Below are 14,430 nucleotides of genomic sequence, written 5' to 3'. Positions count from 1 at the left end.
GTTTTTATATGCTTTTCATGCTTCCGCCATCAGCGGAAATTTGCTGTCCGGTGATATAGGAGGCTTCTTCAGAGGCAAGAAACGCGGCGAGTGCTGCGGTTTCTTCAGCTGATCCGACACGCTTCATCGGAATCCCGGAAGCAATCTGTTCTTCTGCTTCCCGTTTGGATATGCTGTTCTTTTTCATCACATTTTCCACAAATTGATGGTAACGGTCTGTAGCGATAAAACCAGGATTCAGGCAGTTGACAGTAATGTTGTGAGGAGCAAGCTGGATGGAAATATTTTTACTGGCGTTAATTAAAGCAGCATTCATCATACTGTTCGTGAACATATTGGCGCCGGGTTCTTTCCACAGGTTTCCGACAATGTTGATGATTCTGCCAAACTCGTTTTGTTTCATCAGTGAAGCGGCACGCTTGATAGCGTCAATATAGGCGACGGTTTTCTGTGTAAACGTGGCCGTCATATCCTCTATATTACAATTATCAAATGTGTCAGGCGCGCCGCCCGGGATATTATTAATCAGAACATCAAGCCGTCCGCATTGAGATTCGATTTTTTGAAAAATATCGGCTCTCGTATGCTGGTCAGACATATCACCCTCAAGGACAATGACACTCGCTTCAGGATGCTTGGCCAAAATGTCTTTTTTGACAGATTCAATATTGTCCAAGTTTCGCGAATTAATGACGACGGAAAAATGCTGGTCTGCTAGCTTCAGAGCAATTGCTTTTCCAATCCCTTGACTGGCTCCCATAATAAATGCGGTTCGTTTTGACAAATAACAGCACCCCTTTGAAAAAAATGGATTATTAACTACATCGTAAGAAAAAACAGAGAAAATAGCAAATTTTATTTAAATTCTGATAAAGGAGGATCGGAAAACTCCCGCCGGCTTGGGCGGGAGAGATATTATACATATAGGAATTGAGGAAGTGTATCAAGCGAAAGGCGGTTGCCGACAAAGAATGAACCGAATTCGCCGTAGCGAGCGCTGACTTCGTCAAAACGCATTTCATACACAAGCTTTTTGAATTGGAGCACATCATCACTGAACAATGTAACGCCCCACTCGTAATCGTCAAAACCGACGGAGCCGGTGATGATCTGTTTGACTTTGCCCGCATAGCTGCGGCCGATTAAGCCGTGGCTTCTCATCAAGTTTCTGCGTTCTTCCATTGAAAGCATGTACCAGTTGTCATTGCCGGATCTTCTTTTATCCATTGGATAGAAGCATACATATTTTGACTCAGGCAATTCAGGGTAAAGGCGCGCACGCACATGCGGATTTTCGTAAGGGTCGCCGTCGCCGCTTGCCAAGTAGTTGCTCAGCTCTACCACTGATACGTAGGAGTAAGCCGGAATGGTGAACTCAGCAAGTCTTGATTTGTTGAATTCGAGCTCAATTTGATTTAATTCTTCCATTGTAGGGCGAAGAATCATCAGCATAAAATCAGCTTTTTGGCCGACGATGCTGTAAAGGGTCTGCGATCCTTTTCCTTCTTTTTGGGCAACGCCCCATTTTTCAAGCAATCCTGTGAATTCATGTATGATAGATTGGCGCTCATCACTGGACAGCAGCTTCCAGGAAGTCCAGTCCATTGTGCGGAAATCATGAAGCGCATACCAGCCGTCAAGCGTTTTCGCCGCTTCATTGGTCATTTGCTGTTCACTCATTTATCTTCACTCCTATTATCTTTTCATTGTTGCCTTCACTATACCATAGTTTATCCGATTCTACTGTGGAGAAACCTTGAACATCCCTTTCGTATAACTCCATAAAAATAAGAGAAGCTATAAGGAAAGAATGAGTCACTTAAATTAATTAGAAAAATAAGATTTTTTTATGAAAGCGCTATAATGAAAGTTGGCTGTTTGAATTTGATTGGAAGAAGAGTATGCTAGTAAAAGAAAGCGTTTTTGTAACTTTTTGAGGAGGTTTTATTGTGGCAGATTTATTTTCAACAGTGCAAGAAAAAGTAGCTGGAAAAGACGTTAAAATTGTATTTCCTGAAGGCTTAGACGAGCGTATTTTAGAAGCGGTCAGCAAGCTTGCAGGAAACAAAGTGCTGAATCCGATTGTGATCGGCAATGAAAATGAGATCCAAACAAAAGCAAAAGAACTGAACCTGACGCTAGATGGCGTTGAGATTTATGATCCTCATACATATGAAGGCATGGAAGACCTTGTACAAGCATTCGTAGAACGCCGTAAAGGCAAAGCAACAGAAGAACAGGCTCGTAAAGCATTATTAGATGAGAACTACTTCGGTACAATGCTGGTGTACAAAGGCCTTGCACAAGGACTTGTAAGCGGAGCGGCTCATTCAACAGCCGACACTGTCCGCCCGGCTCTTCAAATCATCAAAACAAAAGAAGGCGTGAAAAAGACTTCCGGCGTCTTCATCATGGCTCGCGGAGAAGAGCAATACGTATTCGCAGATTGCGCGATCAACATTGCGCCTGACAGCCAAGATCTTGCCGAGATTGCGATCGAAAGTGCCAATACGGCAAAAATGTTCGACATTGAGCCTCGCGTGGCAATGCTCAGCTTCTCTACAAAAGGCTCAGCAAAATCTGATGAAACAGAAAAAGTAGCGGATGCGGTGAAAATCGCGAAAGAAAAAGCGCCTGAACTGACACTTGACGGCGAATTCCAATTCGATGCTGCATTTGTTCCATCTGTAGCTGAGAAAAAAGCGCCGGATTCCGAGATCAAAGGGGATGCTAACGTATTCGTATTCCCAAGCCTTGAAGCAGGAAACATCGGCTATAAAATCGCTCAGCGTTTGGGCAACTTTGAAGCGGTAGGACCAATCCTGCAAGGTTTAAATATGCCTGTAAACGACCTTTCAAGAGGATGTAACGCTGAAGATGTTTACAATCTTGCATTAATTACAGCGGCGCAAGCACTGTAAGAAAAATGAAGACGATGGCAGCTCTCTTCCGGAGGGCTGTCTTTTTTGCGTCTCCGTATAGCCTTCTTTACCAAGACAGATGATATGAGTACAATAAAGAAAACTGATCATAACCATATATTTCATTAATGACAGGGGTGGGGTTTTTGTATTACGACGTGCTGAAAACGTTTATAGCGGTAGTAGAAGAAAAAAACTTCACAAAAGCGGCGGAAAAGCTGATGATCTCCCAGCCCAGCGTCAGTCTGCATATCAAAAATCTTGAGAAAGAATTTCAAACGGCTCTCCTGAATCGGTCGCCAAAACACTTTACGACAACGCCGACAGGAGACATTTTGTATCAAAGAGCAAAGCAAATGGTATTTCTCTACGAGCAAGCAAAGGCTGAAATCTATGCGCATCATCACTATGTGAAAGGCGAATTGAAAATTGCTGCCAGCTTTACGATCGGAGAGTATATTCTTCCGCCGCTCTTGGCCCAGTTGCAAAAGCTGTATCCAGAGCTGAATCTCGATGTCATGATTGGCAATACGGAGGAGGTTAGCGAGCGTGTGCGGATGCTTCAGGCTGATATCGGACTGATTGAAGGACATACAAACGAGAATGAACTGGAAATTGAACCGTTCATGGAGGATGAAATGTGCATTGCCGCGCCGAATCAGCATCCGCTGGCCGGACGGAGAGATATTTCGATCAGCGATTTGCAAAACGAAGCATGGGTGACAAGAGAGAAAGGCTCCGGGACGAGAGAATATCTCGATCATGTTCTCAGCTCAAACGGGCTGCGGCCAAAGTCGATGTTCACCATCAGCAGCAATCAAGGTGTAAAAGAAGCGGTGATCAACGGCATGGGACTGTCGGTTTTATCCAGAAGCGTGCTGCATAAGGATTTGATCCACCGTGAAATTTCAATTCTCCATATAAAAGATTTCTCGTTAAAGCGCAAGCTGTCTTACATTCATTCTCCTCTCATGGAGAATACAAAAAATAAAGAAATTTTCATTACGATGCTGAAAAGCAATTATCAATCACAGCGGCTGAAATGATATAATAGTATTCGTTTATAAGCCTAACATGAAAGGGTTTTACATAGATGGCAAACCAACCGATTGATTTACTGATGCAGCCGACATGGAGAGTCATTGACCAATCCAGTCTCGGCCCTTTATTTGATGCGAAGCAATCCTTCGCAATGGATGATACGCTGTGCATGTCCGTCGGAAAAGGCGTGTCGCCGGCGACAGCGCGCTCATGGGTTCATCACAATACAATTGTCCTTGGAATACAGGATACGCGTCTCCCGTTTTTGCAGGATGGAATCTCCTTGCTGGAAAACGAAGGATACCGTGTGATTGTACGCAATTCCGGCGGTCTTGCCGTCGTTTTGGATGAAGGCGTTTTAAATATTTCTCTCATATTCGAAGACGAAAAGAAAGGCATCGATATAGACAAAGGATATGAAGCGATGGTTGAGCTGATGAGACGAATGCTAAAACCGTACAATGCAAAGATCGAAGCCTATGAAATTGAAGGATCTTATTGTCCCGGCAGCTATGACCTTAGCATAAATGGCAAAAAATTCGCCGGCATTTCTCAAAGACGCGTTCGCGGCGGAGTTGCTGTTCAAATTTATCTCTGCGCAGATAAAAGCGGCAGTGAAAGAGCCGATTTGATCAGACGATTCTACCAAGCGGCGCTGAAGGACAAACGAAACGATAAAAAAGGCGTCTATCCTGAGATACGTCCCGAAACGATGGCGTCCTTAAGCGAGCTACTGCAAACAGACATCTCCGTACAAGACTTAATGTTCGCTTTACTGACAGAATTAAAAGCGTTAAGCACCCATCTATACTCAGCCGGACTGTCCATTGATGAGGAAATGGCATTTGAGAAAAACCTCGTCCGGATGGCTGAGCGGAATGCAAAGGTATTTGGGTGAACGTTCTTCGCATGCCAGCTGTATCGGCCGGCATGCAATTTTTATTTCAAGCGGTATTTTATCCTCAACAATCTTATTTTCAGATAAATCCTTCTTACATTCAGATAACCCTGACAAAAAGAAAAACGATAAAATGACCTCAGCATCCATATACAAAGGGGAGAGGCAGATGAAAGGGAATTTTTACAGCCTGTTTGTGCTGATCGCGGCTTTCTTCTGGGGAACCACGGGAACCGTTCAGGCGATGGCTCCAGAAAGCTCCACACCGCTGGCATTCGGAGCGTTCAGATTATTAATAGGAGGAAGCGCCATGCTGCTTGCGGTTTGGATCAGCCGGGAGCTTCACGTGAAAAATTGGTCATGGCCGCTCGTATTATCAGCTGCAGTTTGTATGGCGTGTTACCAGCCGCTGTTTTTCACAGCCGTTAAAGAAACCGGAATCGCAGTGGGGACAGTGATTGCGATCGGCAGTGCACCTATCATTGCCGGAAGCATGGAATGGGCCGTATTGAAAAAACGTCCGCGAAACTCTTGGTGGATCGCGACTGTACTGGCTTTAGCCGGTTGCTGGCTCCTGTTTTCCGACGGTTCGAATGTTCGGATTGATGTGGCTGGCGTTCTTATGGCGCTCGGAGCGGGTGCTTCTTTTGCGGGCTATACGCTCATCAGTAAAGCGATGATGAAAACCCAGCCTCCGCGAGCGACTTCAGCCGTTGTCTTTATGATCAGTGCCATCCTGCTGACGCCGCTTTTATGGCAGTCAGATATCTCGTGGATATTGACACCGAGAGGATTGGGAACGAGCCTTTACATCGGGTTAATTGCAACATGCGCCGCATACTTTTTGTTTGCGAAAGGGCTTACCGGGGTTCCGGCCTCGGCGGCGGTCACGCTGTCTTTAGCTGAACCGCTGACGGCCTCATTGCTGGGCGTGTTTTTCATAGGGGAAATGCTTTCACTTTCCTCGTGGCTCGGCATTGCACTGATGATGCTAGGGCTTCTGGTCATTTCCGCTGCGCCTCGGAAACAAAAAACGGCCGGGGCAGCTCACATGTCTTGATAGATTCACATAAGCTTGGCCTCATTTTACAAGAATAGCGGAGCCGGCTGCAAAATAATAAAATCCTCTTTTCTCAATGGAAAAGGGGATTTTGTACATGGTGAAAATCCCAAAACCAACAGCTGTTTTGGGATTTTTCTAACTTACTCTGCCATTTTTTCTAAATTGCCGTTTCGGTCCATTTTGAAGGACGGAGAGGCATGTTCATCTTCTTCAAATAAAACTAGCTTTCTGGCTCTATTCATAATTTTCACCAAGGTTTCATAATCTTCTTGGATCGTTTTTTGGTCTTTTTCAAGCTTTTGTACTTCTGCCTCAAGCTGTTCCGTTTTGCTTTGCAATTCCTGATTTTCTTTCTTTAAACGCTCATTTTCCATTTTTAATGCCGATGATTGCTCGTTATTGCCTTCGTAATTCTGCAGGAAGCGGATCACATCATTCATCGTCATCTCTGGCGCGGCTGCAGGTGTTTGGGGAGACAATAAGTGTGATAGACTAGCTAACTCTTCCTTAAAGCTTTCATCCACAAAAGGCATGTGTTCGCCTGACATGAAAGGCTGCTGCTCATTTTCAGCTGATGGTGCGTCTGTTTTAACCGGCTCCTCTGCAGCGGTTTCTTGAACGATTTCAGGATCAACCGCAGGAGGCTGATATAATAGCCTTTTTTTCGCAGGCTGCCCGTTTCCGAGCGCTCTCATCCGCTGTTTTCGCTGTTTTTTCGCAAGCTGAAGCGCTTTTTCATATTGATGGCGGACTACCGCGTTCCATCTGAATCCGCAGGCTGCAGATGTCCGGTTTAATTTATCACCGACTTCTTCAAAGGCGTTCAGCTGAGTGCTGCCCTCCCTCACATGCCGAAGCACTGTTTCGGCTAAAAGCAGATCATTTTCTTCTGACCAAGCGTCTTGTCGCTGTTTTGTCATTTATCTCAACTCCCATTTTTCTTTTCATGGTATTAGAATGTCCAGTTTGGAAAATATTTATACAAGTTGGCTGAAAGAATAGGAGATACGAAGGATGGAGCGGCTTGCAGGAACAGTCGAATCCTTGTAAAATGAAGAGTGATGTGATTTTTTTTGAAAAGCGATTTTAGGTTATTCACATAGATGAACATAGAAATGAAGGGAAGCGTACGTCATGGCTAATGAATTTCGAGTGTGTGATGATTGCCAAGCCACTAATATCAAAACATTGCTGCCGCGTTTAAAAGAAGTGGACCCGGACGCAAAAGTTGAGGTAGGATGCCAATCTTATTGCGGACCCGGACGGAAAAAATCATTTGCTTTTGTGAACAATCGCCCGCTGTCAGCTCCGACAGAGGATGAGCTGATTGACAAAGTAAAAAAGAAAATAAAAAAGTAAAAACATATTTTTTATAGCCTCGGCCCTCAGGTCAGGCTTTTTTGCTTCACATAACGTGTTTTTCGTAAAGATGGAACAAATCGCCGGGCAAATTCAAGGATGTTTTCAAAGAATAGAGTCGATATAATAGAAACACGGCTAAAAAAAAGAGGGAATGACGATGGCGTATCCAAATGGAAAATTATCAGAAGAAAAAGTGTTTAAAGATCCGGTGCACCGCTATGTTCATGTTCGGGACAAGCTGATATGGGATTTGATCGGAACCCGCGAATTTCAGCGTCTCCGCAGAATTAAGCAGCTCGGCACGACATATTTGACGTTCCACGGCGCTGAGCATAGTCGGTTCAACCATTCTCTCGGTGTCTATGAAATTGTCAGGAGAATGGTTGATGACGTCTTTAAAGGCCGCCCTGAATGGGATGACAGTGAGCGCGAACTCTGTTTGGCCGCGGCGCTGCTTCATGATCTCGGGCACGGGCCGTTCTCGCATTCATTTGAAAAAGTCTTTCACCTTGACCACGAAGATTTTACAAGAGATATCATTTTGGGGGACACAGAGGTCAATCAGGTGCTCAGAAAGGTGAGCCCGCGTTTCCCGCAGGATGTTGCTGAAGTCATTGCCAAAACATATAAAAACAAGCAAGTGGTCAGCCTGATTTCGAGTCAGATAGACGCAGACCGCATGGATTACCTGCAGCGCGACGCATATTATACGGGCGTCAGCTACGGCCATTTTGATATGGAGCGGATTCTTCGGGTGATGCGACCGCGCGAGGATCAGATCGTCATTAAAGAAAGCGGGATGCACGCTGTCGAAGACTATATCATGAGCCGCTACCAAATGTACTGGCAGGTGTATTTCCATCCTGTGACAAGAAGCGCAGAGGTTATTTTAACGAAGATTCTTCACAGGGCGAAGCAGCTGCACGATGAAGGCTATGTCTTCACTCATGCTCCGGTTCATTTCTATTCTATTTTTGAAGGGAAATTGACGCTGGAGGATTATTTGAAGCTTGATGAATCTATTATTTTGTATTACTTCCAGGCCTGGGAGGATGAAGAAGACGCGATTTTATCTGATTTGTGCCGAAGATTCATTAACCGCCAGCTGTTCCAATACGTTGAATTCAATCCGAATGAAGAAATGTCGGCTTATTTTGAGCTGACTTCATTGTTCAAAGAGGCGGGAATCGATCCGAGTTACTATTTGGTCGTCGATTCTTCTTCAGATCTGCCATACGATTTTTACCGTCCTGGAGAGGAAGAGGAGCGTCTGCCGATCCATCTCTTGACGCAAAACGGCCAAATTAAAGAGCTGTCCAGACAGTCGGCTATTGTGGAATCCATCTCCGGGAAACGTCGGACGGACCACAAGCTGTACTATCCGAAGGACCTGATTTGTGACGGCTCTGAACATCCGGAAACGAAAATGAAAATCCGGCAGCTGCTGGGACTGACATAGAAATTGGAAAGAAGGAAAAAGGAGATGTCGGGAATTTGTTGAAAGAACATGCAAAACTGATGAAGGTGTTCTCGGATTCTGGAGAAATCATCGGGCGGAAGAAGCTGCAGAAAATGATTTATATCGCAAAGAAAATGCAGTTTCCTTTCTATGAGAAATATGATTTTCACTTTTATGGACCGTATTCAGAGGAACTGACGCTCCAGATTGAAGAGCTGTGCAACCTTGGATTTCTGCATGAGGTGAAGGAAAAAAAGGGCGGCTACTTTCAATACCGTTATTCGCTGACTGAGACAGGCTCTGCATTTTTAGACCATGCTGATCTGGATATGCCGGATATCAAAGGCTATATCGACAGTGTAAACAGCCGTTCATCACGGTTTTTAGAGCTGGTTTCCACGATCCTTTACTTTGACGGGCTTGAGGCTGAGGAAAAGAAAGAAAAAGTCTTTACAATCAAAAGCAAGCAAAAATATACAAATGAAGAATATGACGAAGCGCTTCAATACATAGAAGAACTGAAGCAGATTTGTTAACCATACCAAGCAAAAGAAATGAACCGTTTCTTTTGCTTTTTTTACAAAACAGATTGCGGTCTCAGAAAATGTATTGTAAAATATATGAAATCATAAACAATCAGTAATGTATACAGGCACTGATAAGGACATGAGATGCTTTTTACGGTTTCCAGAGAGGGAAGGACAGCTGAGATCTTCCTAACGCAGGGGAAGCAGCTTACCGCCTTTGAGCCGTATCGGGGAAATCCAGTATCTGATACCGTCATGCTGCGTTACAGCACCTCAAAGCCGATACACCATGTGTGTTGATCGGGAATTTGGGTGGAACCACGGATGATAAACACATTCGTCCCTTTTAGAGGGATGGGTGTGTTTTTTTATGAACTAAATACATGCGATGAAAAGGACATGAATGATCATTACGGTTTTCAGAGAGGGAAGGAAAGGTGAGAGCTTCCCAGCTTAGGATGATCATTTACCGCCTTGGAGCAGCATTGGGGAACTGAAGTATCCAATGTCGTCTATGCTGCGTTACAGCACCGAGCCGACAACATAGCGTTTGTCGGGAATTTGGGTGGAACCACGGGTACATCACACACTCGTCCCTTTTAGAGGGATGGGTGTGTTTTTTTATGAATTGAATACATGCGATGAAAAGGACATGAATGATCGTTACGGTTTTCAGAGAGGGAAGGAAAGGTGGGAGCTTCCCAGCTTAGGATGATCATTTACCGCCTTGGAGCAGCATTGGGGAACTGAAGTATCCAATGCCGTCTATGCTGCGTTACAGCACCAAGCCGACAACATAGCGTTTGTCGGGAATTTGGGTGGAACCACGGGTACATCACACACTCGTCCCTTACAGCGGGACGGGTGTGTTTTTTTATATCCAACAATTATGAAGGAGTGTTTAAAAATGAGTAAACAAGTGCACATTCAGCTTCCGGACGGACAGATCAAGGAATATCCGAAAGGCATCACAATCAAAGAAGCGGCTGGTTCTATCAGTTCCAGTCTGCAAAAGAAGGCGGCTGCGGGCCGGGTCAACGGCAAGCTCGTTGATCTCAGCTTTAAGCTGGAGGAGGATGCTGAGCTTTCGATTGTCACACTTGATTCCCAAGAAGGCTTGCAGGTGCTTCGCCACACATCAGCGCACGTACTGGCTCAAGCAGTGAAACGTCTGTACGGAGAAGTGTCATTGGGGATAGGTCCAGTGATTGAAGACGGCTTCTACTATGACATGAAGCTGGAGCAAAGCTTGACATCAGGAGACTTAGAGGCCATCGAAAAAGAAATGAAGAATATTATAAATGAGAACCTTGAAATCAAACGAATTGAGGTTTCTTACGAAGAGGCTGAAGAGCTGTTTGCCAAAAAAGGCGAGCCGTTTAAGCTGGAGATTTTGAAGGATATTCCGCGCGGAGAGGATATCACGCTGTATCAGCAGGGAGAATTCGTTGACCTGTGCCGCGGGCCGCATCTTCCTTCTACAGGAATGATCAAGGCGTTCAAACTGACAAGAGTATCGGGCGCTTATTGGCGCGGAGACAGCGAAAATGAAGTCCTGCAGCGGGTGTCCGGGGTTGCGTTTCATAAGAAAAAAGATCTCGATGCACATCTTCATATGCTGGAAGAAGCGGCAAAACGAGACCATCGCAAGCTGGGCAAACAATTAGAGCTGTTTATGTTTTCTGCAGAAGCGCCGGGGATGCCGTTTTATTTGCCGAAAGGGCAGATTATCCGCAATGAGCTGGAATGCTTCTCGCGTGAGCTGCAAACAAAGGCTGGCTACGAGGAGGTCCGTACGCCGTTTATGATGAATCAGCGGTTATGGGAGCAGTCAGGCCACTGGGATCATTATCGCGACAATATGTATTTTTCAGAAGTGGATGATACAAGATTCGCAATGAAGCCGATGAATTGTCCCGGCCATATGCTCATCTTTAAAAACAGCCTGTATTCGTATCGGGATCTGCCGATTCGAATGGCGGAATTCGGCCAGGTGCATCGCCATGAGTACAGCGGTGCTTTAAACGGAATGCTTCGCGTCCGGACGTTCTGCCAGGATGATGCCCATATCTTCGTTCGAGAGGATCAGATTGAGAGTGAGATCAAAGAAGCGATTCGGCTGATTGACGAGGTATATCGTACTTTTGGCTTCGAGTATTCGGTCGAACTCTCGACTCGCCCGGAGGATTCATTAGGCGATGACAGCCTTTGGGAAGCGTCGGAACGTGCCTTAGCATACGTCCTTGAGGAGCTTGGCCTGTCTTATGAGGTTAATGAAGGTGACGGGGCGTTTTACGGGCCGAAAATTGATTTTCACATAAAAGATGCCCTGAAACGAAGCCACCAATGCGCGACAATACAGCTTGATTTTCAAATGCCGGAAAAATTTGATTTATCATATATCAATGAACACAATGAAAAAGTTCGTCCTGTTGTCATACACAGAGCAATATTCGGCTCGATCGACCGGTTCTTCGGCATTTTGATCGAGCATTTCGGCGGGGCATTCCCAGTCTGGCTTGCACCGATCCAGGTTCAAATCATACCGGTTTCGCACGTTCATTTGGACTATTGCAGAAAGGTGCAGGCAGAGCTGAAGCAGCTGGGGATAAGAGCCTGCATAGATGAGCGCAATGAGAAGCTGGGCTACAAAATCAGAGAGTCGCAGGTGCAGAAAATCCCGTACGTGCTGGTGCTTGGGGATCATGAAGAGCAGGAAGGTGCGGTAAACGTCCGCCAATTCGGAGATCAGCAGAATAAACACGTTCCTTTTCAGTCGTTTAAAGATAAACTGGTCAAACAGGTGAAAAATCGCAGTATCTAGGAGAAAAGCTGTAAATTCTCATTTTGCTTTTTTGACTTTCCCTATCCGGAATCAGTAAAATAATAAGTAAATCATATCGTTCGTATGTTATGAATGCATCTCGAAATGGGGAAATCTACATGGACCATGACAAACTGGAAGCAAATTTGCTGGATCACGCACTTACAAAATACTTGAAAAGCACGAAGCAATTAGATGAAGCCACTGTTCCGAAACACGTGAATAATGTAAGAGGATTTATTCTGCGGATTATATACAGACATGGGAGCTGCACCATAAAGGATATTCTGAAGGAGGTCACACTGTCTCCCTCTGCTACAACCACCGCCCTGAATCATTTAGAACAGGAGGGGTTTATTAAGAGATCCAGAAATAACAATGATCGCCGTACTGTATGGATTACGCTTTCTGAATCGGGCCGGGGAACAGCTGAGCAAATGATCGAAAACCGCCAGCAGCTGATTGACAGCATGTTTGAACGTTTAACAATCGAAGAGAAAAAGACGTTCCTAGCGATTATTGGGAAGCTGGCCCAATAGGGATAGAAAGAGCCGGTGCGCGAAGCGCCGGCTTTATAGAGATTATTCCATATCGCTCAGGCGTTTGCCTGCGACGGCATAATGGTCTTTTCTCATTTCTTCTATAAATACAACAATTTTTTCTTCAGAAGCACCGGTTGTTTCCTTTACGGCTTCTGTTACTTTCTCGACAAGATTGCGTTTTTGCTCGTCTGTACGGCCTTCGAGCATTTTGACGGTTACGTATGGCATGGGTGCTGAATCCTCCTTTATCTCGTTTCCTCTCTTTAGAAAAAGAGGCTTCTTATAGTATACTGAATAAAGTAAATTCTTGCATTTTTAGAAAGAGGGATATCTCACTTGGACCGTTTTTTATATTATCCGTTATCTTTAATGCCATACCTCGTCATCACGTTAATTGTGTCGTTTACGGTGCATGAGCTTGCCCACGCTTATGTCGCATACAAGTTCGGTGACGATACGGCGAAAAAACAAGGAAGACTGACACTCAATCCCATTAAACACCTTGATCCGTTCGGAACCATTTTGATTCTGGTGGCCGGCTTCGGATGGGCGCGCCCTATTCCCGTCAATCGCCGCTTCTTTAAGAAACCGCGGCTTGCCGGCGTGCTTGTATCTATTGCCGGACCCGTCAGTAACCTGATTCTTGCGTTTATCGGTTTCTTTTTGTTAGTGTTGATGCATGCATACGGAATGGAGCTGCTTGCGGCATTCAGCACGGGACTTGATCAGTTCTTTTCCATTTGGATACAGCTGAATCTTGTTTTGTTTTTATTTAATCTGCTGCCGCTTCCTTCGCTCGATGGCTATCGAATAATCGAAGATCTTGTTCCGCCGGGGGTGCGTGCCAAGATGACGCAGGCGGAGAACTACGGCTTTATCGTCTTTTTGGTTCTGTTTGTGACACCGCTCGGATCTTACGTGCTTTGGCCGATGCTCAATGCCGGAAGAGATTCGATTTTAGAGCTGTTTTCAGCGATATTTCAACCGCTTTTGTAGGAGGTAGAACTCATGGAAGAAAAAAAGAAAAAATCAATCGGGTTTAATATTATCAAAAGTGATCCGACAGACGGACACGGCGGTTTCGGTGTAGGGGCACTCAGCCTCGATAACATTTCCCCTGTATTCGTCGATGTAGAGGAAAAAGAAGCGTTCGTTGACATCGGTGCTATGCACGCCCGCAGCACCGTTGAAAAAGGAATTAAATTTCTGCCGAATAAAGAAGAAGTTCCAAACGGCAAACCATACTGGCTTGTGTGGGTGACGATTGACAGAAGAGAAGAGGGGCCTTATTACGCAGGGGTGACAGCTTGTGAACTGACGGTCGACAGAAGCATCAGAAGAGGCTACAAATCGCTGCCTGAGCATGTGAATCTAATGGATAAATCAATGAAACGGAAAATTATCATTGATAAAATGGACGACAGCTCGAAGCGTGTGCTCGGCGAGTTTCTGAAAAATCATGATCAGGACCTATGGGACCGGTCCTCAGATGAATTAAAAACAGGCCTGCTTCCGGAAGACAATTAATTTGTGAACTTTCTGTGAACTTTTAGAAAATTTGAACTATTTTTCGTAAACATTGAGTAAACTGGTGATACAGAAATAGGACATGGAAAATCCCGAGCCGAAACAAGACTCGGGGTTTTTCATTTTCAAGTGTAAGATGATGTACGAAACCATTCGAGTCGGTGACTGGGAGATTAAAGCCGACGTCGAAGAAATGAGAAATCACCACTTTATCCTCGAAGGATTCCCGGAACTGATTGTTTAGCTCGATTGCGTAACATTGCTTC

At 45.1% G+C, this 14,430-nt stretch carries 16 protein-coding genes and 2 other annotated features; of the genes, 12 read left to right on the top strand and 4 right to left on the bottom strand.

From position 1 onward, the window contains the following. Positions 1-4: 4 nt before the first annotated feature. Both bacG and hemQ read right to left on the bottom strand, forming a co-directional pair. On the bottom strand, positions 5-784 hold the full coding sequence (gene bacG / locus GYO_RS41350; RefSeq protein WP_014115578.1) for an NADPH-dependent reductase BacG: 780 nt from the start codon (positions 782-784) through the stop codon (positions 5-7). Positions 785-915: 131 nt separating this feature from the next. After that, positions 916-1,680 (bottom strand): hydrogen peroxide-dependent heme synthase, encoded by a 765-nt coding sequence (gene hemQ / locus GYO_RS41345; RefSeq protein ID WP_014115577.1) that lies wholly within the window; start codon positions 1,678-1,680, stop codon positions 916-918. Positions 1,681-1,949: 269 nt separating this feature from the next. Here hemQ and pta point away from each other — a divergent pair, with 269 nt between their 5' ends. The 4 genes from pta (at position 1,950) to GYO_RS41325 (ending at position 5,920) form a co-directional block, all read left to right on the top strand. Beyond that, complete coding sequence (gene pta / locus GYO_RS41340; protein WP_014115576.1) at positions 1,950-2,921, top strand: phosphate acetyltransferase; 972 nt, start codon at positions 1,950-1,952, stop codon at positions 2,919-2,921. A gap of 146 nt (positions 2,922-3,067) precedes the next feature. Then, on the top strand, positions 3,068-3,967 hold the full coding sequence (gene cysL, locus GYO_RS41335; RefSeq protein WP_014115575.1) for a cysJI operon transcriptional regulator CysL: 900 nt from the start codon (positions 3,068-3,070) through the stop codon (positions 3,965-3,967). A 47-nt stretch (positions 3,968-4,014) separates the two neighbouring features. After that, on the top strand, positions 4,015-4,860 hold the full coding sequence (gene lipL / locus GYO_RS41330; protein ID WP_014115574.1) for an octanoyl-[GcvH]:protein N-octanoyltransferase: 846 nt from the start codon (positions 4,015-4,017) through the stop codon (positions 4,858-4,860). A 169-nt stretch (positions 4,861-5,029) separates the two neighbouring features. Further along, positions 5,030-5,920, top strand: coding sequence for a carboxylate/amino acid/amine transporter (locus GYO_RS41325; protein WP_041521207.1), 891 nt, complete (start codon positions 5,030-5,032; stop codon positions 5,918-5,920). Between the two features lie 143 nt (positions 5,921-6,063). Here the strand turns inward: GYO_RS41325 and rsfA are convergent, their stop codons facing one another. Continuing rightward, entirely contained in the window at positions 6,064-6,843 is a 780-nt protein-coding gene (gene rsfA / locus GYO_RS41320) for a prespore-specific transcription regulator RsfA (protein ID WP_014115572.1), read from the bottom strand. A 214-nt stretch (positions 6,844-7,057) separates the two neighbouring features. Here rsfA and GYO_RS41315 point away from each other — a divergent pair, with 214 nt between their 5' ends. From GYO_RS41315 to GYO_RS41290, 6 genes are all read left to right on the top strand, one after another. Then, positions 7,058-7,282, top strand: coding sequence for a YuzB family protein (locus GYO_RS41315; protein WP_003222050.1), 225 nt, complete (start codon positions 7,058-7,060; stop codon positions 7,280-7,282). 160 nt (positions 7,283-7,442) lie between these two features. Further along, a complete protein-coding gene (locus tag GYO_RS41310) occupies positions 7,443-8,744 on the top strand; it encodes an HD domain-containing protein (protein ID WP_014115571.1) in 1,302 nt (433 codons plus the stop codon). Positions 8,745-8,779: 35 nt separating this feature from the next. Then, entirely contained in the window at positions 8,780-9,280 is a 501-nt protein-coding gene (locus GYO_RS41305; RefSeq protein ID WP_003222046.1) for a YwgA family protein, read from the top strand. Positions 9,281-9,415: 135 nt separating this feature from the next. Then, positions 9,416-9,571, top strand: coding sequence for a hypothetical protein (locus GYO_RS43840; protein WP_014115569.1), 156 nt, complete (start codon positions 9,416-9,418; stop codon positions 9,569-9,571). A 79-nt stretch (positions 9,572-9,650) separates the two neighbouring features. Continuing rightward, positions 9,651-9,872, top strand: a binding site (T-box leader). 31 nt (positions 9,873-9,903) lie between these two features. After that, positions 9,904-10,125, top strand: a binding site (T-box leader). A 53-nt stretch (positions 10,126-10,178) separates the two neighbouring features. Next, positions 10,179-12,095, top strand: a complete 1,917-nt coding sequence (gene thrS, locus GYO_RS41295; protein WP_014115568.1) for a threonine--tRNA ligase — start codon at positions 10,179-10,181, stop codon at positions 12,093-12,095. A gap of 119 nt (positions 12,096-12,214) precedes the next feature. Beyond that, positions 12,215-12,634 carry a MarR family transcriptional regulator gene (locus GYO_RS41290; RefSeq protein WP_014115567.1) on the top strand — a complete coding sequence of 140 codons (420 nt, stop codon included), beginning with the start codon at positions 12,215-12,217 and terminating at the stop codon, positions 12,632-12,634. 42 nt (positions 12,635-12,676) lie between these two features. Here GYO_RS41290 and thmT read toward each other — a convergent pair whose 3' ends face one another. After that, the gene (thmT, locus tag GYO_RS41285) at positions 12,677-12,865 is read right to left on the bottom strand and encodes a 2-hydroxymuconate tautomerase (protein WP_003222038.1); all 189 of its coding nucleotides are present in this window, start codon (positions 12,863-12,865) and stop codon (positions 12,677-12,679) included. Between the two features lie 108 nt (positions 12,866-12,973). Between thmT and GYO_RS41280 the strand changes: the two genes are divergently transcribed. Next, positions 12,974-13,633, top strand: coding sequence for a site-2 protease family protein (locus GYO_RS41280; RefSeq protein WP_014115566.1), 660 nt, complete (start codon positions 12,974-12,976; stop codon positions 13,631-13,633). A gap of 12 nt (positions 13,634-13,645) precedes the next feature. Then, on the top strand, positions 13,646-14,164 hold the full coding sequence (locus tag GYO_RS41275) for a YwhD family protein (protein WP_014115565.1): 519 nt from the start codon (positions 13,646-13,648) through the stop codon (positions 14,162-14,164). Positions 14,165-14,430: the final 266 nt, after the last annotated feature.

Source organism: Bacillus spizizenii TU-B-10 (assembly GCF_000227465.1).
GTDB classification, from domain to species: domain Bacteria; phylum Bacillota; class Bacilli; order Bacillales; family Bacillaceae; genus Bacillus; species Bacillus spizizenii.
The sequence above is the reverse complement of the archived record's forward strand: the minus strand, read 5'-3'. Positions and strand labels throughout refer to the sequence as shown.